Origin of the sequence: Pseudomonas psychrophila (genome assembly GCF_001043005.1) — a bacterium.
In the GTDB taxonomy this organism is placed as follows: domain Bacteria; phylum Pseudomonadota; class Gammaproteobacteria; order Pseudomonadales; family Pseudomonadaceae; genus Aquipseudomonas; species Aquipseudomonas psychrophila.
This window is the reverse complement of the sequence record NZ_JYKZ01000002.1, coordinates 320,503-342,821: the sequence shown is the minus strand read 5'-3', so window position 1 is coordinate 342,821 and position 22,319 is coordinate 320,503. Positions and strand designations below refer to the sequence as shown.

Below are 22,319 nucleotides of genomic sequence, written 5' to 3'. Positions count from 1 at the left end.
ACCAGCATTAGTCACAGTGCACCTTTCGAAAAACTGCTGCGTTGAAACAGACCGATGCAAATCATCGGTTCGATGCAAGCCACACATTTTTTTAAAATCGCCCAGCAAAGACTGCTTGGTAATCGGCAACTTCTGTAATTTCGGTGAATCCACAGAAGTTGTATCAAGAAGGGAGCGTAGTCTACCGGAAACCCCCTTTCAGCTCAAACCTTGATCGCTCGAAGTTGGCAGCCACTGTAATTGCCAGCGTCCACAGGGGCTGGAGTCCAGTCCGTTGAGGTTTGCCACGGCCAATAACTGCTCATTGCGGTACAGAAGCGGCAATCTGCCACGGGCAAACAACGGAATACCCCGCTCGTTGAACAGCCGCTTCAGATCACGGTGACCACGCTGTTCCAGCGCCATCACTTCGCCCCCTTGACGATAGCTCACTTGCAAGGGGCCATCGGCAATACCCCCGACAAAGCGCACCTGACCATTACCCGGCAGCACCAGCGCCTGATCGGGTTGCGCCCACACCCCTGGCGCAGGGTGCGGGCACAACCAGTCACCGGACAACCACCAGATCCGTCCGCCAGCACGATGAAGTTCACCCTTGGCGAGTTTCCAGACCGGCTGCGCATCCTCGCGAGCATCACGCAGGGCATTCCAACCCGCCCAGTGATCGGTATCAGGCAATTGAGTGAACGCTGCCAACCAGTGACGCAAGGCGTTGCGTTGACGAGCAGGCGACAGCCGGGCAATGGGCGCAAGTTCCAGTGAGGGCACCCCGAGCCAGGCAAATTCGGTGACAGTGCCCGCATCACGCAGATCCTGCTGCGCCAGCTCATCAAGCAACTCCTGAGCCTCGGCACAGTGCGCAGCACTGCGGGCCAGGCTGGCAGCCGCCTGTGGCCAGCGCTGAGTCAGGACTGGAAATACTTCATGGCGCAAATAGTTACGGGAAAAATCTGTTTGCACGTTGGACGGGTCTTCGATCCAGCCCAGCCCCTGCTCAAGGGCGTAAGCCTCAAGCTGAGCGCGAGAAACGTCCAGCAAAGGCCGACACAAGTGCCCCGCCCCCAAGCGCCGCTGACGGGGCATGGCCGCCAACCCATTGACCCCTGCCCCTCGCAACAAACGAAACAGCAGCGTTTCAGCCTGATCATCACGGTGCTGACCGACCAGCAGCACTTCCTCAGCCCTGATGAGTGCAGCAAAGGCCTGATAGCGCGCATCCCGCGCTGCCCGCTCGACGCTTGCGCCAGCCTGCACCTGCACGCGAATCACCTGCAAGGGCACGCTCAGCCCGTCACACAACGCCTGACAATGATCCGGCCACCCATCAGCCGCCGCCTGCAGGCCATGATGAATATGGACAGCGGTAATTGGCGGTAACGAGTGGGTTTGGCGCAATTGAACGAGAAGGTGAAGCAGCACAGTCGAATCGAGACCGCCGGAGAGCGCGACATGCCAGGCCTTGGCGTTGCGCCAGGGGCTGAGGGCTTGCAGCAGCGGAATCGATAGACTGGGCATTACGCAATCCTGTAGGAGCGGGCTTGCTCGCGATGCTGACTACTCGATCGTTGAGCCAAACCGCGCAGATGCCTTCGCGGGCAAGCCCGCTCCCACACTAAATCTGAATCAGAGACCGTAGCTCATCAGACGATCGTAACGGCGCTTGAGCAGTGTTTCGTGATCCAGCTTGTTCAGCATGTCCAGCTGGGAAATCAGGTCGGCACGAATGCTGGCAGACGCAGCAGCCGGGTCACGGTGTGCGCCACCCAATGGCTCGCCAATCACCTTGTCCACGATACCCAGACCTTTGAGGCGCTCGGCGGTAATGCCCATGGCCTCAGCGGCGTCCGGTGCTTTTTCTGCGGTTTTCCACAGAATCGATGCGCAACCTTCCGGCGAGATCACCGCGTAGGTCGAGTACTGCAGCATGTTCAGTTGGTCGCAAACACCAATCGCCAATGCACCGCCCGAACCACCTTCACCGATAACCGTGGCAATGATCGGGGTTTTCAAACGCGACATGACACGCAGGTTCCAGGCAATGGCTTCGCTCTGGTTACGCTCTTCAGCATCGATACCCGGGTATGCACCCGGGGTGTCGATAAAGGTCAGGATCGGCATTTTGAAACGCTCGGCCATTTCCATAAGACGGCAGGCCTTGCGATAGCCTTCAGGACGCGGCATACCGAAGTTGCGACGCACCTTTTCACGGACTTCACGACCTTTCTGGTGACCAATCACCATCACTGGCTGATCGTCCAGACGGGCAATACCGCCAACGATGGCAGCGTCATCCGAAAAATGACGATCGCCATGCAGCTCATCGAACTCGGTGAAGATGTGATCGATGTAGTCCAGGGTGTATGGACGACGCGGGTGACGGGCCAAACGGGCAATCTGCCAGCTGGTCAGCTTGCCGAAAATATCTTCAGTCAGCGTTTTGCTTTTGTCTTGCAGACGAGAGATTTCATCACTGATATTCAGCGAATTGTCATTACCAACCAAGCGCAACTCTTCGATTTTGGCTTGCAGGTCAGCAATCGGCTGTTCGAAATCAAGAAAATTCGGGTTCATAAGCATCCGTCTTGGGTCGGCGGCAAAGCATGCCAGAAGGTCTGAAACCCAGCATTTGCTGGCGTTTCGAACCGAGCTGGGGCAGCCGGTTGATCTGTATCGCGCCTACCTTAAGGGACAGGCGCTCTCAGGTCGAGATTAAAAATTCAGGTCGAGGTCAGGGCGCAGCTCTTGCCCCTGACCGTCAACGGTATTGGAGGAAGACGTTGTCTCGCCCGAACTGGTCACGCAGGGCTTGAATCAAGCTGTCTGCCGGATCAATCCGCCAGGTCTCGCCAAACTGCAACATGGCCTTGGCGTCATCGCCGGTGTAATCCATGGTGATCGGGCACGCACCACGGTGTTTCTTGAACAATTCACCCAACCAGCGCAATTGATCGCCCTTGAGTGCGGCCCGGTTCACTTTCAGTCGCAAACTCTCGGCCAGGTTGGTGCGAGCATCTTCCATGCTCATCACTCGCTTGACCCTAAGACGCAGCCCGCCAGAGAAGTCATCATTACTGACCTCCCCTTCGACCACCACCATCGCATCGGTCTGCAACAGTGATTGTGCCGAATGAAAGGCCTCGGCAAACAGCGAGGCTTCAATGCGCGCCGAACGATCGTCAAGGGTGATAAAGCCCATCTTGTCGCCTTTTTTGTTCTTCATCACCCGCAATGCAATGATCATCCCGGCAACGGTCTGAGTATCGCGTGCAGGCTTGAGATCAATAATGCGCTGGCGTGCAAAACGACGGATTTCACCTTCGTATTCGTCAATCGGATGACCCGTCAGGTACAGGCCCAGCGTATCCTTCTCGCCTTTGAGCCGTTCTTTGAGCGTCAGTTCCTTGGCCTTGCGGTGATTGGCGTAGACGTCCGCGTCCACCTCGACAAACAATCCGCCAAACAGATCGGCGTGGCCACTGTCATGGGTTCGTGCGGTTTGCTCGGCCGCCTTGATCGCTTCTTCCAGTGCCGATAACAACACCGCACGGTTCTGGTCGATGCTGGCTTGCCATGCTTTGGGTTCGTCATGAAAGAACGGCCCCAGACGGTCCAGCGCGCCACTGCGGATCAGCCCATCGAGAGTACGCTTGTTGATGCGTTTGAGGTCAACCCGGGCACAAAAGTCGAACAGATCCGTAAAAGGACCGTCCTGACGCGCCTCGGTGATGGCCTCGACGGGCCCCTCGCCTACACCCTTGATCGCCCCAAGACCGTAAATGATCCGGCCTTCATCGTTCACCGTAAACTTGAACTCAGAGGCGTTCACATCCGGCGCATCAAGACGCAGCTTCATGCTGCGAATTTCTTCGATCAGGATCACGACCTTGTCGGTGTTATGCATATCCGCCGACAGTACCGCGGCCATGAACGGTGCCGGGTAGTGGGTTTTCAGCCAAGCGGTCTGGTAAGACACCAGACCGTAAGCAGCTGAGTGAGACTTGTTGAAGCCATAACCGGCAAATTTTTCTACCAGATCGAAAATGTTGCCAGCCAGGTCGCCATCAATATTGTTGTTGGCACAACCTTCAATAAAGCCGCCGCGCTGCTTGGCCATTTCTTCGGGTTTTTTCTTACCCATGGCTCGACGCAGCATGTCGGCGCCGCCGAGGGTATAACCGGCCATGACCTGGGCAATCTGCATCACCTGTTCTTGGTACAGGATGATGCCGTAGGTCGGCGCCAAGACCGGCTTGAGACCTTCGTACTGATAGTCGGAGTGCGGGTACGCCAGTTCGGCACGACCGTGCTTACGGTTGATAAAGTCATCAACCATGCCTGACTGCAACGGGCCCGGACGGAACAGGGCTACCAGAGCGATCAAGTCTTCCAGGCAGTCGGGCTTGAGCTTTTTGATCAGCTCTTTCATCCCGCGCGACTCAAGCTGGAATACCGCTGTGGTCTCGGCCTTTTGCAGCAACTGGTATGTCGGCTTGTCGTCGAGCGGGATAAAGGCGATATCCAGTGGCGGTTCATCAACCTTGGCGCGATCGCGGTTGATGGTTTTGAGCGCCCAGTCAATAACCGTCAGGGTCCGCAGACCGAGGAAGTCGAACTTCACCAGGCCGGCCGACTCAACGTCATCTTTATCGAACTGGGTAACAAGCCCCCCGCCCTCTTCATCGCAGTAAATAGGCGAGAAGTCTGTCAGTTTGGTCGGCGCGATAACCACACCACCGGCGTGCTTACCGACGTTACGTACAACGCCTTCGAGCTTGCGGGCCATTTCCCAGATTTCAGCCGCTTCCTCATCGACCTTGATGAAGTCGCGCAGAATTTCTTCTTGCTCGTAGGCTTTTTCCAGAGTCATGCCGACTTCAAACGGAATCATCTTAGACAGACGATCCGCCAAGCCGTAGGACTTGCCCTGCACCCGCGCCACGTCACGGATTACCGCCTTGGCGGCCATCGAACCAAACGTGATGATTTGACTTACCGCGTTGCGGCCGTATTTTTCGGCCACATACTCGATCACCCGGTCTCGACCATCCATGCAGAAGTCGACGTCGAAGTCGGGCATCGATACCCGTTCCGGGTTAAGGAATCGCTCGAAAAGCAGGTCGTATTCCAACGGATCGAGGTCAGTAATCTTCTGCACATAAGCCACCAGCGATCCGGCACCCGATCCACGGCCAGGCCCCACTGGCACGCCGTTACTCTTGGCCCACTGGATAAAGTCCATCACGATCAGGAAGTAACCCGGGAACCCCATCTGGATAATGATATCCAGCTCGAAATTCAGCCGATCGACATAAACCTGTCGCTTGGCGTCGTAGTCCTCGGTGGCGTCCTTGGGCAGCAAAACACTCAGACGATCTTCCAGACCATCAAACGATACCTTGCGGAAATACTCATCGATGGTCATGCCATCGGGAATCGGAAAATTGGGCAAAAAGTGAGTGCCCAGTTTCACTTCAATATTGCAGCGCTTGGCAATCTCAACGGTGTTTGCGAGCGCCTCAGGCAAATCACTGAACAGCTCAGCCATTTCCTCGGCGCTTTTCAGATACTGCTGATCGCTGTAATTCTTGGAGCGACGCGGATCATCCAGCGCCCGGCCTTCACCAATGCAGACACGGGTTTCGTGAGCTTCGAAATCCTGCTGCTTAATGAAGCGCACGTCGTTGGTCGCAACCAGCGGCGCGCCGATCTTGTCCGCCAGGGCTACAGCCGCATGCAGATGTTCTTCATCGTTGGGGCGCTTGGTGCGCTGAACCTCGAGGTAGAAGCGGTCCGGGAACACTGTCATCCATTCGCGGGCCAGGGCCTCGGCTTCCTCAGTGTTACCACTGATCAGCGCGACACCAATCTCGCCCTCCTTCGCGGCTGAAAGCATGATCAGGCCTGCAGCGGCCTCGGCCACCCACTCGCGCTCAATAATCACCTGGCCATTGCGCTGGCCATCGATGTAACCGCGGGAAATCAGCTCGGTGAGGTTGCGATAACCCAAAGGGTTCATCGCCAACAGACTGATACGGCTGAGCGGGTTTTCCGGGTCCTTGTTCGACAACCACAGATCCGCGCCACTGATCGGCTTGATTCCGCCGCCCATGGCCGCTTTGTAAAACTTGACCAGGGAACACATGTTGTTCTGATCGGTTACCGCGACAGCGGGCATATTCATGCCGGCCAGGGTTTTGATCAGCGGTTTGATCCGCACCAGGCCATCGACCAGGGAGTATTCAGTGTGCAGGCGCAGATGAACGAATGAAGCCGGCATGGTGATCCTGTCTATAAGCTTTGAGAAACAACAAGGCCCGGATTGTACCGGGCCTTGGCAAAAACATCAGCCTTGCGGCTAAACCTTGGTGAGACCTTCAAGCGCCTCATACGCACGACGAACCGGACCAAACGAACGCCGGTGAATCGGTGTCGGGCCCAAACGCTCAAGCGCTTCGAGGTGTACAGCCGTTGGGTAACCCTTGTGTCCACCGATGCCATAGCCCGGGTATTGCAGCTCAAAAGCCGCCATTTCACGGTCACGACTGACCTTGGCCAAAATCGATGCTGCAGCAATCGCTGGCACCTTGCTATCACCTTTAACCACGGCTTCGGACGGCATGGCCAGCCTGGGGCAGCGATTACCGTCGATCATCGCCAGCTTCGGAGTGATGCTCAGCCCTTCGACAGCGCGCTGCATGGCCAACATGGTGGCGTGCAAAATATTCAGCTCATCAATCTCTTCGACTTCGGCCCGGGCGATACACCAGCTCAGGGCCTTTTCACGAATTTCGTCGTACAGTTTTTCGCGACGGGCCTCGGTGAGTTTTTTCGAGTCGTTCAGCCCGGCTATCGGCCGATTGGGATCAAGAATGACGGCTGCAGTGACAACTGCGCCGCACAATGGGCCGCGACCCACCTCATCAACACCGGCCACGAGGTCTTCGACCAGATTGAAGTCCAACCCGATTTGCATGGTTACTTTACTCACTTGGATTGTGCAATCAGGCCCAGTACCGCTTTGGCGGCCTGATTGGAAGCGTCGAGACGCAATGTACGGTGAATCTCATCAAAACCACGGGTCTGTTCTTCACCACCGTCCAGCAGAGGCAGCAAGGTCTGGGCCAATGCTTGAGGCGTAGCTGCGTCTTGTAAAAGCTCGGGTACCAACATGCGCTGAGCCAGCAAATTGGGCAGCGACACGTAAGGGCTTTTGACCAGCCGCTTGAGAATCCAGAACGTCAGACGTGCGAGACGATAAGCAACTACCATCGGCCGCTTGTAGAGCAAGGCCTCGAGCGTCGCGGTACCGGATGCAATCAATACCGCATCACAGGCCGCCAGTGCCAGGTGTGATTGACCGTCAAGCAAGGTCAGCGGCAGATCACGCCCCACCAGCAACTGCTCAATCTGCTCGCGACGGGCGGCACTCGCACAAGGCAATACAAAACGCACATCAGGCCGGGCTTCGTGAATGAGCTGCGCCGCATCGAGAAACAACCCGCCCAGCTTACCCACTTCTCCGCCGCGACTGCCTGGCATCAAGGCGACCAAAGGCCCGTCGGGGAGGCCCAATTCGGCGCGAGCACCGGCTTTATCGGCTTCAAGGGGGATAGTGTCGGCCAATGAATGACCAACGAACCGCACGGGCACGCCGTGTTCTTCGTAGAATTTGGCTTCAAACGGCAACAGCGTGAGCATCAAATCGCAGCCTTCGCGAATTTTCAGCACTCGCTTCTGACGCCACGCCCATACCGACGGACTGACGTAATGCACGGTCTTGATCCCGGCACGGCGCAATTGAAGTTCTATATTGAGGGTGAAATCGGGAGCATCGATACCGATAAACACATCGGGCTTTTCAGCGATCAAGGTCTGAACAAGGAGTTTTCGGCGCTTAAGCAGCTCACGCAGACGCCCCAGCACTTCAACCAGGCCCATCACGGACAGACGCTCCATCGGGAAGTAGGAGGTCATGCCCTCTGCTTCCATCAACGGACCGCCAACGCCGATAAATTCGATATCAGAATGCTGAGCCTTGAGCGCTCGCATCAAGCCCGAGCCCAAAATGTCACCCGAGGCCTCTCCCGCCACCAGCGCGATACGCAATCTGGCCATGACTAGCGCGTAATGCCGCGGGTGGAAGAACGAATGGACTCTACAAACATGGCCACTTCAGGGAACTGCACAGCAGGTTCAGCCAGCTCGGCAAGCGCCTGATCAACGGTCAGGCCTTGGCGGTAAACCACTTTGTAGGCACGACGTAACGCATGAATGGCATCTTCACTGAAGCCGCGACGACGCATCCCTTCGAAGTTCATGCTGCGTGCTTCGGCAGGGCTGCCAAACACGGTCACAAACGCAGGTACATCCTTGCCGATAGCAGTACCCATGCCCGAAAAGCTGTGGGCACCGATGTGGCAGAACTGATGCACCAGTGTAAAACCTGACAGGATCGCCCAGTCCCCCATATGCACATGGCCCGCCAGCGCGGCGTTGTTGACCAGAATGCAATGGTTACCGATGACGCTGTCATGCCCGATATGGGCATAGGCCATCACCAGATTGTGATCACCCAAGGTGGTTTCGGCGCGATCCTGAATCGTTCCGCGGTGAATGGTGACCCCTTCACGAATAACGTTGTGATCACCGATCACCAGGCGAGTTTCCTCACCCTTGTACTTGAGATCAGGCGTGTCCTCGCCTACCGAAGAAAACTGGTAGATACGATTGTGCTTACCGATTTTGGTTGGGCCTTTGAGAATCACATGCGGCCCAATCACTGTCCCCTCGCCGATTTCCACACCAGCGCCGACGATCGACCAAGGGCCGACCTCGACGTCGTCGGCCAAAATGGCCGTCGGATCGATGATTGCGCGAGGGTCAATCAAACTCATAGTTTGCGTTCCGCACAGATGATTTCAGCCGAGCATACCGGCTTGCCGTCAACCGTTGCCTGGCACTCAAACTTCCAGATGGAGCGCTTGCAGCTCAAGAACTTGGCCTCAAGGATCAGTTGATCGCCTGGCAGCACGGGCTGACGGAAGCGCAGCTTATCGGAGCCTACGAAGTAGTAGAGCGTACCGTCAGCCGGCTTGAGGTCCATCATCTTGAAGCCAAGGATGCCAGCAGCCTGAGCCATGGCTTCAATGATCAACACGCCGGGCATGATCGGGTGCGCCGGGAAGTGACCGTTGAAAAAGGGCTCATTGATGCTGACATTCTTGTAGGCACGAATGCGCTTGTTCTCGACATCCAGATCCACCACTCGATCCACCAGTAGGAACGGGTAACGGTGGGGCAGATATTCGCGAATCTCGTTGATGTCCATCATTTCGTGGGGAAGCCTGTAATAAAGATTGGGCGCGCGCGACTAAGGCGCGCTCCTCTAGCAAATCAAGGAAGCAAACCAGAGGTTCTGCACTCTTGATATGGAAATTGTATTAGCCTTTTGAAGAAGCATTACCGCCGGGGGTCACTTACCGACGCGCTTTTCCAGTTGTTTCAACCGCCGGGCTATATCGTCCAACTGACGAATACGTGCGGCACTTTTGCGCCACTCAGCGGCTGGCTGCATTGCGGTACCGGAAGAGTAGGCACCGGGCTCGGTAATCGAGTGGGTCACCATCGTCATGCCAGTCAAGAACACATTGTCACAAATTTCAATGTGCCCCACCAAACCGACCCCCCCCGCCAACATGCAGTGCTTGCCGATTTTAGTGCTACCGGAAATCCCTACACAGGCGGCCATAGCCGTATGGTCACCGATCTGAACGTTGTGCGCGATCTGGATCTGGTTGTCCAGCTTGACGCCATTACCGATCAGCGTGTCAGCCAAAGCACCGCGGTCGATAGCGGTATTGACACCGATCTCGACATCATCACCGATGGTAACACCACCGATTTGCGCGATTTTTTGCCAGACACCCTTCTCGTTGGCAAAGCCAAAACCTTCACCTCCCAGCACCGCTCCCGACTGAATGACCACTCGCTTACCGATGCGTACATCGTGATAGAGCGTCACTCGTGGAGCCAGCCAACCGCCTTCGCCAATTTCGCAGCGAGCCCCGATAAAGCAATGAGGCCCTACCGTGACGCCGGCAGCAATGCGCGCACCGCTTTCGATCACAGCAAAAGCGCCAACGCTTGCCGCAGGATCAACCACTGCGTCAGCAGCGATAACCGCCGATGGATGAACGCCGGCAGCCGCTTTGGGCTTGGGATCAAACAGATGGGAGACTCGGGCGTAAGCCAGGTAAGGATCGGGGACAACCAGCGCATCACCAGCATAATCTTCGGCGTCAGAAGCCTTGAGCAATACAGCTGCGGCCTGGCAGTCAACGAGGAATTTGCGGTATTGGGGGTTGGCCAGAAAGCTCAACTGAGCTGGGCCAGCCTCTTGTAAAGTGGCTAGCCCAGTGATTTCTCTCTCCGCAGAGCCACGTAAGGTGGCTCCGAGGAACTCGGCCAATTGGCCGAGTTTTATAGTCGCAGTCATAATTACTTCAGCTGGTTCATGCGCTCGATAACTTGGCGAGTGATGTCGTACTGAGGCTTAACATCAATCACAGCACCACGCTCGAACACCAGGTCAAAGGCGCCTTTTTTGATGACTTCTTCAACAGCGCTGTCCAGTTTTGGCTTCAGCTGTTTCAGCATTTCACGGTCAGCAACGGCTTTGGCTTCATTCAATTCCTTGGACTGGAACTGGAAGTCACGAGCCTTTTGCTTGAATTCAAGCTCCAGACGCTCACGCTCGCCCTGCGCCATTTTGTCGCCGCCCTTCACCAGACGATCCTGAATACCTTTTGCGCTGCTTTCCAGGCTTTTGAGCTTGGTCAGTTGTGGGCCAAATTTCTTCTCGGCATCCACGGCGTAACGCTTGGCTGCGTCCGATTCAAGCAATGCCATCTGATAGTTCAGCACGGCAATTTTCATATCGGCGAAAGCCGGGCCAGCCACTAAAACCGAAGCCAGGAGAACCAATTGAGTCAACTTACGCACGATGCACTCCTAAAAAATCCGTTGTCTGTATCTAAGGTCAGGCTTTAGAAAGTCTGGCCGAGGGAGAATTGGAACACTTGAGTGTCTGCGTCATCCGGTTTCTTGATCGGCATGGCCAAGCTGAAGCTCAACGGGCCAAGCGCGGTAACCCAGGTCACACCAACACCAACAGAACTGGCCATGTTGCTAAAGCTGATATCGCAGTCTTTGGTATCACCTTTGCAGTTGGTGTCGAACACGTTACCCACATCCCAGAACACGGAGGTCCGCAGGGAACGCTGATCTTTCACAAACGGCATAGGGAACAGAACCTCTACACCACCCTGGATCAACACGTTACCACCAAATGGCAGCGCGTCCTGATCAGGGTCCACAAGCGTACCGTTTTTACCCGTACTTGGCGTACTGCGAGGCCCCAGAGCGCTGTCCTTGAAACCACGTACCGAGTTGAAACCACCCGCGTAGTAGTTCTCATAGAACGGCAACCCGGCGGTCGAACCATAGCCATCACCATAGCCCAGTTCTGTGTGCAGACGCATGGTGTAGGTGTCGGTCAGCGGCTGGAACAACTGCGCACGGTAATCAAGTTTGTAGAACTGCAGATCACTGCCCGGAATCGTGCTCTCAAGCACCAGGCTCTGAGAGCTGCCACGTGTAGGCAATACGCCTTTGTTCAATGTCGACTCGGACCAGCCCACGGATGCCTTGAAGTTGAGGTACTTGTCACCCTCACGCTGTACAAAGTCGAAAATCTCGTCAACGGTGTACTGACCTGTGCTGATCTCGTCCTGCTGGACCGTCAGACCGTAAGTCAGACGCGATGTGTCGCTGATCGGGTAGCCCATGGTGATACCAGCACCAAGGCTGTCCACCGAGTAGTTTGCTACGTCAACATCCAGCTCTTTGTAATCAGTGGTGCGGTAGAACGCGTTGTAACCCAGGCTCACACCGTCAGCTGTCCAGTACGGATCAACATAGCTGAAGTTGTAGCGGCTCTGGTATTCGCTGCGAGTCAAGCCAAGGCTGACCTTGTTACCCGTACCCAGGAAGTTGTTCTGGGTAATCGAACCGCCAAGGATCAAACCGGCGCTCTGGGCAAAACCTACGCTTGCAGTGATCGAACCCGACGCCTGCTCTTCAACCGCGTAGTTCACGTCAACCATATCGTCAGTACCTGGCACTGCCGGGGTTTCAACGTTTACTTCTTTGAAGAAGCCCAGGCGCTCGAGGCGAACCTTGGACTGATCAATCAGGTAAGTCGACGCCCAGCCACCTTCCATCTGACGCATTTCGCGACGCAGCACTTCGTCTTCCGACTTGGTGTTACCGCGATAGTTAATGCGGTTTACGTAAGCCCGCTTGCCCGGATCAACCACAAAGGTGATGGCAACCGTGTGATCTTCAGGGTTTGGCTGTGGTACGCCGTTAACGTTGGCGAAGGTGTAACCCTCGTTACCCAGACGACGGGTAATCAGCTCGGAGGTGGTGGTCATCAGCTTGCGCGAGAACACCTGGCCTGGCTGAACCAGCAACAGCGACTTGATCTGATCTTCCGGGACCTTGAGGTCACCGCTCAGTTTCACTTCGCCGACATTGTATTTTTCGCCTTCATTCACGTTAACGGTGATGTAGACGCTTTTCTTGTCGGGAGTGATCGAAACCTGGGTCGAAGCGATATCCATATTGATATAGCCACGATCGAGGTAGTAAGAGCGCAAACGCTCAAGGTCACCCGACAGTTTTTCACGTGCGTACTTGTCGTCGTTCTTGAAGAACGACAACCAGTTCGTGGTTTTGAGCTCGAACAAGTCAACCAGGTCAGACTCAGGGAAAACAGTGTTGCCCACCACATTGATGTGCTGGATGGCGGCAACAGTGCCTTCGTTGATGTTGACCTTCAAGGCGACACGGTTACGCGGCTCAGGCACCACTTCGGTGTCGACCGTCGCCGAGTAACGGCCCTGGGCAACATACTGACGTTGCAGTTCGTTACGCACGCCTTCAAGGGTGGCGCGCTGGAAAATCTCACCTTCGGCAAGCCCCGACTGTTTCAGACCTTTCATCAGGTCATCAGTGGAGATCGCCTTGTTCCCGTCAATAGTGATGCTGGAGACAGAAGGACGTTCGACAACCGTGATAACAAGCACATTGCCGTCACGACCCAGTTGGATATCCTGAAAGAACCCGGTTTTGAACAACGCACGAGTGGATTCCACCAAACGGCGGTCATCCGCTACCTCACCTACGTTCAGAGGCAACGCACCAAACACGCTACCGGCGGAAACCCGCTGGAGCCCGTTGACACGGATATCAGAGATAGTGAAGGACTCGGCGTGAACTTCGGCGATCATCAGTACGGCGAGAACCGCAGTTAGCAGCAGACGTTTCATGAAGTCCTTTCTTATTCCAACTGGCAATAAACAAACTGCCGCAAAATGCGGCAGATTCGCAATTCAGCGAAGCGTTTACAGACGGCCCAAATCGTTGATCAAGGCAAGCAACATCACCCCGACCACCAAACTGATACCGATCTGCATTCCCCAACCCTGCACCCGATCCGACAAGGGACGACCACGCGCCCACTCGATCAGATAAAACAACAAATGCCCCCCATCCAGTACTGGTATGGGCAACAAGTTCAGAACCCCCAGGCTTATGCTTAGATAAGCCAGAAAATTCAGGAAATCCGCAACACCCGACTGGGCAGAAGCGCCCGCCACTTTAGCAATGGTTATCGGTCCACTCAAGTTTTTTACCGAGAGCTCACCGAACAACATTTTCTTGAGTGAGTCGAGCGTCAATATGCTCATGGTCCAGGTGCGTTTTGCCCCCTCCCCGATTGCAGCCAGCGGGCCATAACTGACCTCCCGGATCATCGCTGGTGGCCAGTCGACACCTTTAACCCCGGCCCCCAGGTAACCCGTAGCGTCCTTGCCTTCGCCGCGAGCAGCCAGCGTGACCGGAATATCGACCGGTACGCCATCGCGTTCGACATGCAACACAACACGGGCGTCAGGACGTGTGCGCACCCAGTCAACAACCTGTTGCCAATCCTTGATTGGCTGATCGTTCATGGCCAGCAGCTTGTCGCCGGCTTTAAGCCCGGCAGCCTGGGCCGGACCTTTCGGATCAAGCTCTGCCAGAACCGCCGGTAGCTCGGGGCGCCACGGGCGAATCCCTAGCGAAGTGATAGGGTTCGGCTCGTCAGCACCCTTAAGCCAATCTTTCAATACAAGCTGATGCGATGCCTGGGCGGTTGAGCCCGGCTCACTCACCACAACCTGCAGAGAACCACTCTCGCCCAGACGACGTACCAGCTGCAGATTGACGTTGGACCAGCCCGTCGTAGGCTCGCCATCAATTGAAACGATTTCCTGGCCTGCAGCCAAACCGGCCTGCGCCGCCAGGCTACCGTTTTCTACCGAACCAATAACCGGCCGCACTTGCTGACTGCCCATCATTGCCAGCACCCAGAAAAAAGCCATCGCCAACATGAAGTTGGCAATGGGCCCGGCTGCGACAATAGCAATGCGCTGGCCTACGGTTTTACGATTGAAAGACTGATTAAGCTGGTCGGCCGGTACTTCGCCTTCACGCTCGTCGAGCATTTTTACGTAGCCGCCCAAGGGTATGGCCGCGATCACAAACTCGGTGCCCTGGCGATCATGCCAGCGCAGCAAAGGCGTACCGAAGCCCACGGAGAAGCGCAGAACCTTGACGCCGCAACGGCGCGCCACCCAAAAGTGACCGAATTCATGAAAAGTGACCAGCACCCCCAATGCGACCAGGGTGCCAACAATCATATAGAGCGCACTCATCTACTTTCTCCGCGATTCTGTCCGGGTCCGGCAAGCACCACTTTTAGCCGTTACGACTCAACCACTGTTCAGCCAGCATCCGGGCTTTGCCATCAGCGGCAAACACCGCTTCCAATTCGTCGACGGCAACCACCGGCTCGCTATTTAATACATCTTCGATGATACGAGCGATCTGCGGGTAACGGATCCGCCCGTCCAAAAAGGCGGCCACTGCCACCTCGTTTGCCGCATTGAGCATCGCTGGCGCGCTGTTGCCTGCCATGGCAGCCTCGCGAGCCAAACGCAAACAAGGGAAACGTTGCTCGTCAGGACGCTGAAAGTCCAGCCGTGCAACAGCAAAAAGATCCAGCGGCGCAACACCCGAATCAATACGCTCAGGCCAGGCCAGGGCATTGGAAATCGGTGTTCGCATATCCGGATTACCCAGCTGCGCCAATACCGACCCATCTACATAGTCAACCAGCGAGTGGATCACGCTCTGCGGATGGATCACCACTTCAACTTGATCTGGCCTGGCATCGAACAACCAGCAAGCCTCGATCAGCTCCAAACCCTTGTTCATCATGCTCGCCGAATCTACCGAAATCTTGCGTCCCATCGACCAGTTGGGATGAGCGCAGGCTTGGTCCGGCGTGACGTGTTCCAGCTCTGCCAGCGGAGTTTCGCGGAAAGGCCCACCAGACGCCGTCAGCAAAATCCGACGGACACCCACATTACCCAGTCCGCGCGCAAAATCCTGCGGCAAGCACTGGAAGATAGCGTTGTGTTCACTGTCGATGGGCAACAAAACCGAACCGCTGCGACGCACTGCCTGCATAAACAGGTCGCCCGTCATCACCAGCGCTTCCTTGTTGGCCAACAGGATCTTCTTGCCAGCATTGACCGCTGCCAGTGTCGGGCGCAAGCCTGCAGCACCGACGATTGCCGCCATCACCGAATCGACTTCAGGTGCAGACGAAACCTGGCACAGCCCCTCTTCACCGACCAACACTTCGGTATTGAGCCCGGCAACGCGCAGATCCGCCTGCAATTGGCTGGCAGCACCTTCATGAGGGACCACAGCGACTTGAGGCCTGTGTTTGATGCACAAGGCCAGCAACTCTGCGAGGCGAGTGTAGCCACTCAGGGCAAACACTTGATAACGATCAGGATGACGCGCAATAACATCCAGGGTACTCAGGCCAATAGAACCTGTAGCCCCCAGAACAGTAATCTGTTGTGGACGACTCATGAGGCAGCCATCCACAGCAATACAGCAAATACAGGGATCGCCGCCGTCAGGCTGTCGATGCGATCCAGAACACCGCCATGGCCCGGCAGCAGATTACTGCTGTCTTTAACACCGGCCTGGCGTTTGAACATACTTTCCGTGAGGTCGCCTACCACCGAAATCAAAACAATCACGGCGGCACCAACTAGCGCAGCAAACATCTGTGAAGCGCTCCAGCTGCGCACAATACCTACTGCAGCGGTGATCAGCAGGCTCAGCAACAAGCCTCCAAATACACCCTCCCAGCTTTTGCCCGGACTGACTTTAGGGGCAAGCTTGCGCTTGCCAAATTTGCGCCCTGAAAAATATGCGCCGATATCTGCGCCCCACACAAGAACCATCACCGCCATGATCAGCCAGTTACCCAACGGCATCGCCTTGATCAGGACCAGACCTTGCCAGGCTGGCAACAGGATCAACAACCCAATCACCAGCTTGGTCGCAATACTCGACCAGTGCACAGCGGATTGCGGAAAGGTCAGCACCAGGAAGGTTGCCAGCGCCCACCACAACACCGCAGCACCCAGCACCCATGGCGCCAGATCAGGAAAGAGGTGCAGGCCAAACAGAAGTACGGCCACTAACGCTGCAAATACTACCCGCGCGGATTGAGCTTCAAAGCCTGCAAGACGAGCCCATTCCCAGGCACCCAAGGTAACAACCAGGCCAATAAACAGCGCAAAGCCGCTACCCTCGAGCAGGAAAAAGCCGCACAAGGCGATTGGCAACAAGATAAGAGCAGTGATGATTCGTTGTTTAAGCATTAAATCCGGGCTCCAGCCTCAACCTGCTCGCTCGTTTTACCGAAGCGGCGCTGGCGAGAAGCGAAATCAGCCAATGCATGACGCATGGCCTCGTGTTTGAAGTCCGGCCAGAACAGGTCGGAGAAGTACAACTCGGAGTAGGCAAGCTGCCACAGCAAGAAGTTGCTGATGCGATGCTCACCACCGGTGCGGATACACAGATCAGGCAATGGCAAATCGCCAGTTACCAGACAGGTTTGCAACAACTCCGGCGTGATGTCCTCAGGCTGCAAATCACCCGACTGGACTTGACGCGCCAATTGCTGAGCAGCCTGGGCAATGTCCCACTGACCACCGTAGTTAGCGGCAATCTGCAACACAAAGCGGCCTTCGCCCACCGTCATTTCTTCCGCTTCACGCATCGCCTTTTGCAAGTCGGGATGAAAGCGTGAGCGGTCACCTATGATCTGCAGGCTGATCTCGTTTTCGTTGAGGCGCTTGGCCTCACGACGCAGCGCCCTGAAGAATAAATCCATCAAGGCACTGACTTCAGCCGCAGGACGCCGCCAGTTTTCACTGGAGAACGCGAACAGGGTGAGCACCTCGACCTTGGCCTCGACACACACCTCAATGACCGCACGAACTGCATCCACACCCGCTTTATGCCCGGCAACACCCGGCATAAAGCGCTTTTTCGCCCAGCGATTATTACCGTCCATGATGATCGCGACATGTCGCGGAACAGATGACGGGTCAGCCTGCTTCGTCTTTTCCATAAAACGCCCTGACCCTTATACGGCCATCAGGTCCGCTTCTTTCTGCTTGGTGGCCACTTCGATATCAGCCACGGCCTTGTCAGTCAGCTTCTGAATATCATCAGCAGCACGACGCTCTTCGTCTTCGCTGATTTCCTTTTCCTTAACCAGGTCTTTCAACTGGCTCAAAGCGTCGCGTCGGATATTGCGCACGGCAATACGAGCATCTTCAGCTGCATCACGAGCCTGCTTAGCGAAAACCTTACGGGTTTCTTCAGTCAGGGCCGGCATGGAGATCAACAACAATTCGCCCAGGTTGGTCGGATTGAGGTTCAGACCAGCGCTCTGGATTGCCTTGTCTACCGCACCCAGCATGTTGCGCTCGAACGCAACCACTTGCAGGGTGCGCGAATCTTTAACGGTGATGTTAGCTACCTGGCTGATCGGAGTGTCCGAGCCATAGTAAGGCACCATCACGCTACCCAGGATGCTTGGGTGAGCCTTGCCGGTACGAATCTGGCCAAATGAATGGGCCAGGGATTCCAGCGATTTCTGCATGCGCGTTTGAGCGTCTTTCTTGATTTCGTTGATCATTGTTGACCTTCCTCGATCAGAGTGCCTTCAGCACCGCCATGGACAATATTAAGTAGGGCGCCAGGCTTGTTCATATTAAATACACGCAATGGCATTTTGTGGTCGCGGCACAGACAGATAGCCGTCAGGTCCATAACACCCAGTTTGCGATCCAGTACTTCATCGTAAGTCAGATGATCGAACTTCTCGGCATGCGGGTCTTTGAATGGATCTGCGGTATACACGCCGTCAACCTTGGTTGCCTTGAGTACAACATCAGCGTCGATTTCAATGGCACGCAAGCAAGCCGCGGAATCCGTAGTGAAGAATGGATTACCGGTGCCTGCAGCGAAAATCACCACATCCTTGGCGTTCAGATGGCGCATGGCCTTACGACGGTCGTAATGATCGGTCACGCCAACCATGGAAATAGCCGACATAACGATGGCAGAGATATTCGCACGTTCCAGCGCATCGCGCATGGCCAGGGCGTTCATCACGGTAGCCAGCATGCCCATATGGTCGCCAGTCACACGATCCATACCTGCGGCGCTCAATGCTGCACCGCGGAACAGGTTGCCACCACCAATCACCAATCCTACCTGAACGCCGATGCCGACCAACTGGCCGACTTCCAGCGCCATGCGGTCGAGTACCTTGGGGTCGATCCCGAACTCTTCAGAGCCCATCAGGGCTTCGCCGCTTAGCTTGAGTAGAATGCGTTTATAGCGAGCTTGATAACCACTGCCCTGCTGAGCCATTGCGAATCTCTCCTGCCGCGTTTTATTAAAAATCTGTGCGAGGCCATTTTGCAGCCTGCGCATACTCTAGCTGTGGTACTGCACAGCAGCACCATCGGAACACGATTTTGCAAACCGGTTCCGTCGAGAAGGTAAAATCCCCTCCCATTTGAAAAGAGGCTGCGCGCGTGAGCGGGCAGCCTCTTCGGGTCGACAGTTGAAAACCGTCTTATTGCTTGCTTGCAGCCACTTGAGCAGCAACTTCTGCAGCGAAGTCATCAACTGGCTTCTCGATGCCATCACCTACTTTGAAGTAAGTGAAGGAAACGATTTCAGCGCCGGCTTTCTTGGCCAGGTCGCCGACTTTGATTTCCGGGTTTTTCACAAAAGCTTGCTCAACCAGGCTAGCTTCAGCCAGGAACTTGCTGATGCGACCGGCAACCATTTTTTCAACGATTTCGGCTGGCTTGCCTTTGATCTTGTCTTCGTTGAGGCTCATGAACACGGCTTTTTCGCGTTCGATTGCATCAGCGGAAACTTGCGATGGCAGCAGGAACTCAGGGTTGCTTGCAGCTACGTGCATGGCGATGTCACGAGCCAGCTCAGAGTTGCCGCCTTTCAGAGCAACTACAACACCGATCTTGTTGCCGTGCAGGTAAGCGTCAACAACGTCGCCTTCGATGCGCGCCAGACGACGGATGTTAACGTTCTCGCCTACTTTGCCAACCAGAACCAGACGGGCTTCTTCTTGAGCGGTGATCAGCGGAGCTACGTCAGTCAGCTTGTCAGCGAACGCTTTTTCAACGCTATCGTTAACGAAGTTTTTGAAGTCTTCTTGCAGAGCCAGGAAGTCGGTTTGCGAGTTGACTTCCAGAATTACGGCAGACTTGTTGTCTTCCGCAACTTTAACTGCGATAGCGCCTTCAGCAGCAACGTTGCCTGCTTTTTTGGCAGCCTTGATGGCGCCCGAAGCACGCATGTCATCAATGGCTTTTTCGATGTCGCCGCCAGCCTTGGTCAAGGCTTTCTTGCAATCCATCATGCCTTCGCCAGTACGCTCACGCAGTTCTTTAACCAACGCTGCAGTAATCTCTGCCATTTCAAAATTCCTCTTGGATAGGTTTTCAACCATTCCACCCGAGCGAGCGGGCGTTCAATTCGTGTGAAGCCCACCTCGAACAAGCCTGCTGGCCGCAATCATGAACAGCAACGGCAAGCACACCCCCAACAAATGGATTTCGAGGTGGCAAAAAGGGGGCCAAGCCCCCTTTTTGCGTACTGAGTAAACGCTAGGCGTTAATTACTCAGCCTTCAACTACCGCTGCAGCTGGAGCTTCTTCGACGAAAACGTCGGTGCCGCCAGCAACGTGGTTACGGCCTTTGATCACAGCATCAGCCATCGCACCCATGTACAGCTGGATAGCGCGGATTGCGTCATCGTTACCCGGGATGATGTAGTCAACACCTTCTGGGCTGCTGTTGGTATCGACAACGCCGATTACCGGGATACCCAACTTGTTAGCTTCGGTGATCGCGATACGCTCGTGGTCAACGTCGATAACGAACAGAGCGTCTGGCAGACCGCCCATGTCCTTGATACCACCCAGGCTACGATCCAGCTTCTGCAGATCGCGAGTACGCATCAGCGCCTCTTTCTTGGTCAGCTTGGCGAAAGTACCGTCTTCTGCCTGGATTTCAAGGTCACGCAGACGCTTGATCGAAGCACGAATGGTTTTGAAGTTGGTGAGCATGCCGCCCAACCAGCGGTGATCCACGTACGGCGAACCGCAACGTGCTGCTTCTTCAGCAACGATCTTGCCAGCGGAACGCTTGGTGCCGACGAACAGAATCTTGTTTTTGCCCTGGGCCAGACGCTCTACGAAAGTCAGAGCTTCGTTGAACATTGGCAGGGTTTTTTCAAGGTTGATGATGTGGATCTTGTTACGCGCGCCAAAGATGTATTTACCCATCTTTGGGTTCCAGTAACGGGTTTGGTGACCGAAGTGCACACCGGCCTTCAGCATATCGCGCATGTTGACTTGGGACATGATAGTTCCTTAATAAGTCGGGTTAGGCCTCCACGTATCCCAACGACCAACCAGCAGCTTCAAGCTGAAGGCACCCAGGTCATCGTGTCGACACGTGTGTGGGTTTGTGCTCTGCGGGCTATACCCGCAAAGCGGCGCATTTTATACCACAAGGTGGTCAAAAAACGAAGCACGGATTCAGCTTTTATTGCTAAGCCGTTGCACGGCAAGGGTTTACGTCAGATTTTGCGCTTGCCGCTTGCCGCTTGCCTGACAATGTTACTGCTGCCACTGAAATATTCCAAACACCTCTGGAGCCCATCACCGGATGGCCGAACGCAGAACCTCCATTCGGCCTTCCGAAGGGGCCAGCAGATCAAAAGCCGGATCAAATGCAGGTCAAAAGCTCGCTCATGATTCGCGCACCATTTTTGCGCAGGCCTTGGAATAGAGCCAGAATGTCCCATTCTATTAAGAGAAGCGATGGCGAGAGGCCCATGATTAACGCCGACCGTCTGTTAGAATCGCGTTTTTATGACGGTGTGCAGCATTAAACAGCACACCCGTAATCCTGATGATGAGCGCCAACGCGCGAAGAGAGCCCGAATGACCGTCACCCTCAAAACCCCCGAGGACATCGCAAAAATGCGTATCGCCGGCAAACTGGCCGCCGAAGTCCTGGAAATGATCGCCGAGCACGTCAAGCCCGGCGTTACCACCGAAGAGCTGGATCGCATCTGCCACGACTATATAGTCAACGTGCAGCAGGCCATCCCTGCTCCGCTCAACTATAAAGGCTTCCCTAAGTCTATCTGCACCTCGATCAACCACGTGGTATGCCACGGCATCCCTGGTGACAAGGCTCTGAAAGACGGCGACACCCTGAACATCGACGTCACCGTGATCAAGGACGGTTACCACGGCGATACCAGCCGCATGTTCCACGTCGGTAAAGTGCCGGTCTGGGCCGAGCGTTTGTCGCAGGTCACCCAGGAATGCATGTACAAGGCCATCGAAATCGTCAAGCCTGGCTGCCGCCTGGGCGATATCGGCGAAGTGATCCAGAAGCACGCTGAAAAAAATGGCTTCTCGGTGGTTCGCGAGTTCTGCGGCCACGGTATCGGCAAGGTCTTCCACGAAGAGCCGCAGATCCTGCACTACGGTCGCGCTGGCACCGGCATGGAACTCAAGGCTGGCATGACCTTCACCATCGAGCCGATGATCAACCAGGGCAAGGCCGACACCAAGGTGCTGGGCGATGGCTGGACCGCCATCACCAAGGACCGCAAGCTGTCCGCACAGTGGGAACACACCCTGCTGGTAACCGAGACCGGCTACGAGATCTTCACCCTGCGCAGCGATGACACCATCCCCCGCGTTTCGGCCTGATAC

At 55.6% G+C, this 22,319-nt stretch carries 18 protein-coding genes and 1 pseudogene; 1 reads left to right on the top strand and 18 read right to left on the bottom strand.

The window, feature by feature from the left end; all coding sequences use genetic code 11:
• Window positions 1–198: 198 nt before the first annotated feature.
• The 18 genes and pseudogenes from tilS to rpsB all read right to left on the bottom strand — a co-directional run bounded on the left by tilS (window position 199) and on the right by rpsB (window position 20,948).
• A complete protein-coding gene (gene tilS / locus TU76_RS07670; protein ID WP_048351383.1) occupies window positions 199–1,515 on the bottom strand; it encodes a tRNA lysidine(34) synthetase TilS in 1,317 nt (438 codons plus the stop codon).
• A 108-nt stretch (window positions 1,516–1,623) separates the two neighbouring features.
• Complete coding sequence (locus TU76_RS07665) at window positions 1,624–2,571, bottom strand: acetyl-CoA carboxylase carboxyltransferase subunit alpha (protein ID WP_046810490.1); 948 nt, start codon at window positions 2,569–2,571, stop codon at window positions 1,624–1,626.
• 184 nt (window positions 2,572–2,755) lie between these two features.
• Window positions 2,756–6,277 (bottom strand): DNA polymerase III subunit alpha, encoded by a 3,522-nt coding sequence (gene dnaE, locus TU76_RS07660; RefSeq protein ID WP_048351382.1) that lies wholly within the window; start codon window positions 6,275–6,277, stop codon window positions 2,756–2,758.
• A 78-nt stretch (window positions 6,278–6,355) separates the two neighbouring features.
• Window positions 6,356–6,973, bottom strand: coding sequence for a ribonuclease HII (gene rnhB / locus TU76_RS07655; RefSeq protein ID WP_048351381.1), 618 nt, complete (start codon window positions 6,971–6,973; stop codon window positions 6,356–6,358).
• A gap of 11 nt (window positions 6,974–6,984) precedes the next feature.
• Window positions 6,985–8,115, bottom strand: coding sequence for a lipid-A-disaccharide synthase (gene lpxB, locus TU76_RS07650; RefSeq protein ID WP_046810492.1), 1,131 nt, complete (start codon window positions 8,113–8,115; stop codon window positions 6,985–6,987).
• A gap of 2 nt (window positions 8,116–8,117) precedes the next feature.
• On the bottom strand, window positions 8,118–8,894 hold the full coding sequence (gene lpxA / locus TU76_RS07645) for an acyl-ACP--UDP-N-acetylglucosamine O-acyltransferase (RefSeq protein ID WP_019822203.1): 777 nt from the start codon (window positions 8,892–8,894) through the stop codon (window positions 8,118–8,120).
• Complete coding sequence (gene fabZ / locus TU76_RS07640; protein ID WP_016781990.1) at window positions 8,891–9,331, bottom strand: 3-hydroxyacyl-ACP dehydratase FabZ; 441 nt, start codon at window positions 9,329–9,331, stop codon at window positions 8,891–8,893. The genes lpxA and fabZ overlap by 4 nt, the downstream gene beginning before the upstream one ends.
• A 109-nt stretch (window positions 9,332–9,440) precedes the next feature.
• Window positions 9,441–10,495: pseudogene (gene lpxD, locus TU76_RS07635) on the bottom strand (UDP-3-O-(3-hydroxymyristoyl)glucosamine N-acyltransferase).
• A gap of 2 nt (window positions 10,496–10,497) precedes the next feature.
• On the bottom strand, window positions 10,498–11,001 hold the full coding sequence (locus TU76_RS07630; RefSeq protein ID WP_019822199.1) for an OmpH/Skp family outer membrane protein: 504 nt from the start codon (window positions 10,999–11,001) through the stop codon (window positions 10,498–10,500).
• A 44-nt stretch (window positions 11,002–11,045) separates the two neighbouring features.
• Window positions 11,046–13,391 carry an outer membrane protein assembly factor BamA gene (gene bamA, locus TU76_RS07625; protein ID WP_019822197.1) on the bottom strand — a complete coding sequence of 782 codons (2,346 nt, stop codon included), beginning with the start codon at window positions 13,389–13,391 and terminating at the stop codon, window positions 11,046–11,048.
• Window positions 13,392–13,466: 75 nt separating this feature from the next.
• Window positions 13,467–14,819, bottom strand: coding sequence for a sigma E protease regulator RseP (gene rseP / locus TU76_RS07620; RefSeq protein ID WP_046809196.1), 1,353 nt, complete (start codon window positions 14,817–14,819; stop codon window positions 13,467–13,469).
• Between the two features lie 43 nt (window positions 14,820–14,862).
• Complete coding sequence (ispC, locus tag TU76_RS07615) at window positions 14,863–16,050, bottom strand: 1-deoxy-D-xylulose-5-phosphate reductoisomerase (RefSeq protein WP_019822193.1); 1,188 nt, start codon at window positions 16,048–16,050, stop codon at window positions 14,863–14,865.
• Window positions 16,047–16,853: a phosphatidate cytidylyltransferase gene (locus TU76_RS07610; RefSeq protein WP_019822191.1), complete on the bottom strand. Its 807-nt coding sequence runs from the start codon at window positions 16,851–16,853 to the stop codon at window positions 16,047–16,049. The genes ispC and TU76_RS07610 overlap by 4 nt, the downstream gene beginning before the upstream one ends.
• The gene (gene uppS, locus TU76_RS07605; protein WP_019822189.1) at window positions 16,853–17,608 is read right to left on the bottom strand and encodes a polyprenyl diphosphate synthase; all 756 of its coding nucleotides are present in this window, start codon (window positions 17,606–17,608) and stop codon (window positions 16,853–16,855) included. The genes TU76_RS07610 and uppS overlap by 1 nt, the downstream gene beginning before the upstream one ends.
• A gap of 15 nt (window positions 17,609–17,623) precedes the next feature.
• Entirely contained in the window at window positions 17,624–18,181 is a 558-nt protein-coding gene (gene frr / locus TU76_RS07600; RefSeq protein ID WP_019822187.1) for a ribosome recycling factor, read from the bottom strand.
• Window positions 18,178–18,921, bottom strand: coding sequence for a UMP kinase (gene pyrH, locus TU76_RS07595; protein ID WP_003440426.1), 744 nt, complete (start codon window positions 18,919–18,921; stop codon window positions 18,178–18,180). The genes frr and pyrH overlap by 4 nt, the downstream gene beginning before the upstream one ends.
• Window positions 18,922–19,129: 208 nt before the next feature.
• The gene (gene tsf / locus TU76_RS07590) at window positions 19,130–19,999 is read right to left on the bottom strand and encodes a translation elongation factor Ts (RefSeq protein WP_019822186.1); all 870 of its coding nucleotides are present in this window, start codon (window positions 19,997–19,999) and stop codon (window positions 19,130–19,132) included.
• Between the two features lie 205 nt (window positions 20,000–20,204).
• Window positions 20,205–20,948, bottom strand: a complete 744-nt coding sequence (gene rpsB, locus TU76_RS07585) for a 30S ribosomal protein S2 (protein WP_016781981.1) — start codon at window positions 20,946–20,948, stop codon at window positions 20,205–20,207.
• A 513-nt stretch (window positions 20,949–21,461) separates the two neighbouring features.
• Between rpsB and map the strand changes: the two genes are divergently transcribed.
• A complete protein-coding gene (gene map, locus TU76_RS07580) occupies window positions 21,462–22,316 on the top strand; it encodes a type I methionyl aminopeptidase (protein WP_082136509.1) in 855 nt (284 codons plus the stop codon).
• Window positions 22,317–22,319 lie beyond the last annotated feature (3 nt).

Excerpts from the sequence above, each read along its gene's own strand:
- rnhB (WP_048351381.1), bottom strand. The coding sequence starts at position 6,973 with ATGCAAATCGGGTTGGACTTCAATCTGGTCGAAGACCTCGTGGCCGGT.
- pyrH (WP_003440426.1), bottom strand. The coding sequence starts at position 18,921 with ATGGCTCAGCAGGGCAGTGGTTATCAAGCTCGCTATAAACGCATTCTA.
- rpsB (WP_016781981.1), bottom strand. The coding sequence starts at position 20,948 with ATGTCCCAAGTCAACATGCGCGATATGCTGAAGGCCGGTGTGCACTTC.
- lpxA (WP_019822203.1), bottom strand. The coding sequence starts at position 8,894 with ATGAGTTTGATTGACCCTCGCGCAATCATCGATCCGACGGCCATTTTG.
- frr (WP_019822187.1), bottom strand. The coding sequence starts at position 18,181 with ATGATCAACGAAATCAAGAAAGACGCTCAAACGCGCATGCAGAAATCG.
- ispC (WP_019822193.1), bottom strand. The coding sequence starts at position 16,050 with ATGAGTCGTCCACAACAGATTACTGTTCTGGGGGCTACAGGTTCTATT.
- bamA (WP_019822197.1), bottom strand. The coding sequence starts at position 13,391 with ATGAAACGTCTGCTGCTAACTGCGGTTCTCGCCGTACTGATGATCGCC.
- TU76_RS07610 (WP_019822191.1), bottom strand. The coding sequence starts at position 16,853 with ATGCTTAAACAACGAATCATCACTGCTCTTATCTTGTTGCCAATCGCC.
- tsf (WP_019822186.1), bottom strand. The coding sequence starts at position 19,999 with ATGGCAGAGATTACTGCAGCGTTGGTTAAAGAACTGCGTGAGCGTACT.
- tilS (WP_048351383.1), bottom strand. The coding sequence starts at position 1,515 with ATGCCCAGTCTATCGATTCCGCTGCTGCAAGCCCTCAGCCCCTGGCGC.
- rseP (WP_046809196.1), bottom strand. The coding sequence starts at position 14,819 with ATGAGTGCGCTCTATATGATTGTTGGCACCCTGGTCGCATTGGGGGTG.
- fabZ (WP_016781990.1), bottom strand. The coding sequence starts at position 9,331 with ATGATGGACATCAACGAGATTCGCGAATATCTGCCCCACCGTTACCCG.
- dnaE (WP_048351382.1), bottom strand. The coding sequence starts at position 6,277 with ATGCCGGCTTCATTCGTTCATCTGCGCCTGCACACTGAATACTCCCTG.
- TU76_RS07665 (WP_046810490.1), bottom strand. The coding sequence starts at position 2,571 with ATGAACCCGAATTTTCTTGATTTCGAACAGCCGATTGCTGACCTGCAA.
- lpxB (WP_046810492.1), bottom strand. The coding sequence starts at position 8,115 with ATGGCCAGATTGCGTATCGCGCTGGTGGCGGGAGAGGCCTCGGGTGAC.
- map (WP_082136509.1), top strand. The coding sequence starts at position 21,462 with ATGACGGTGTGCAGCATTAAACAGCACACCCGTAATCCTGATGATGAG.
- uppS (WP_019822189.1), bottom strand. The coding sequence starts at position 17,608 with ATGGAAAAGACGAAGCAGGCTGACCCGTCATCTGTTCCGCGACATGTC.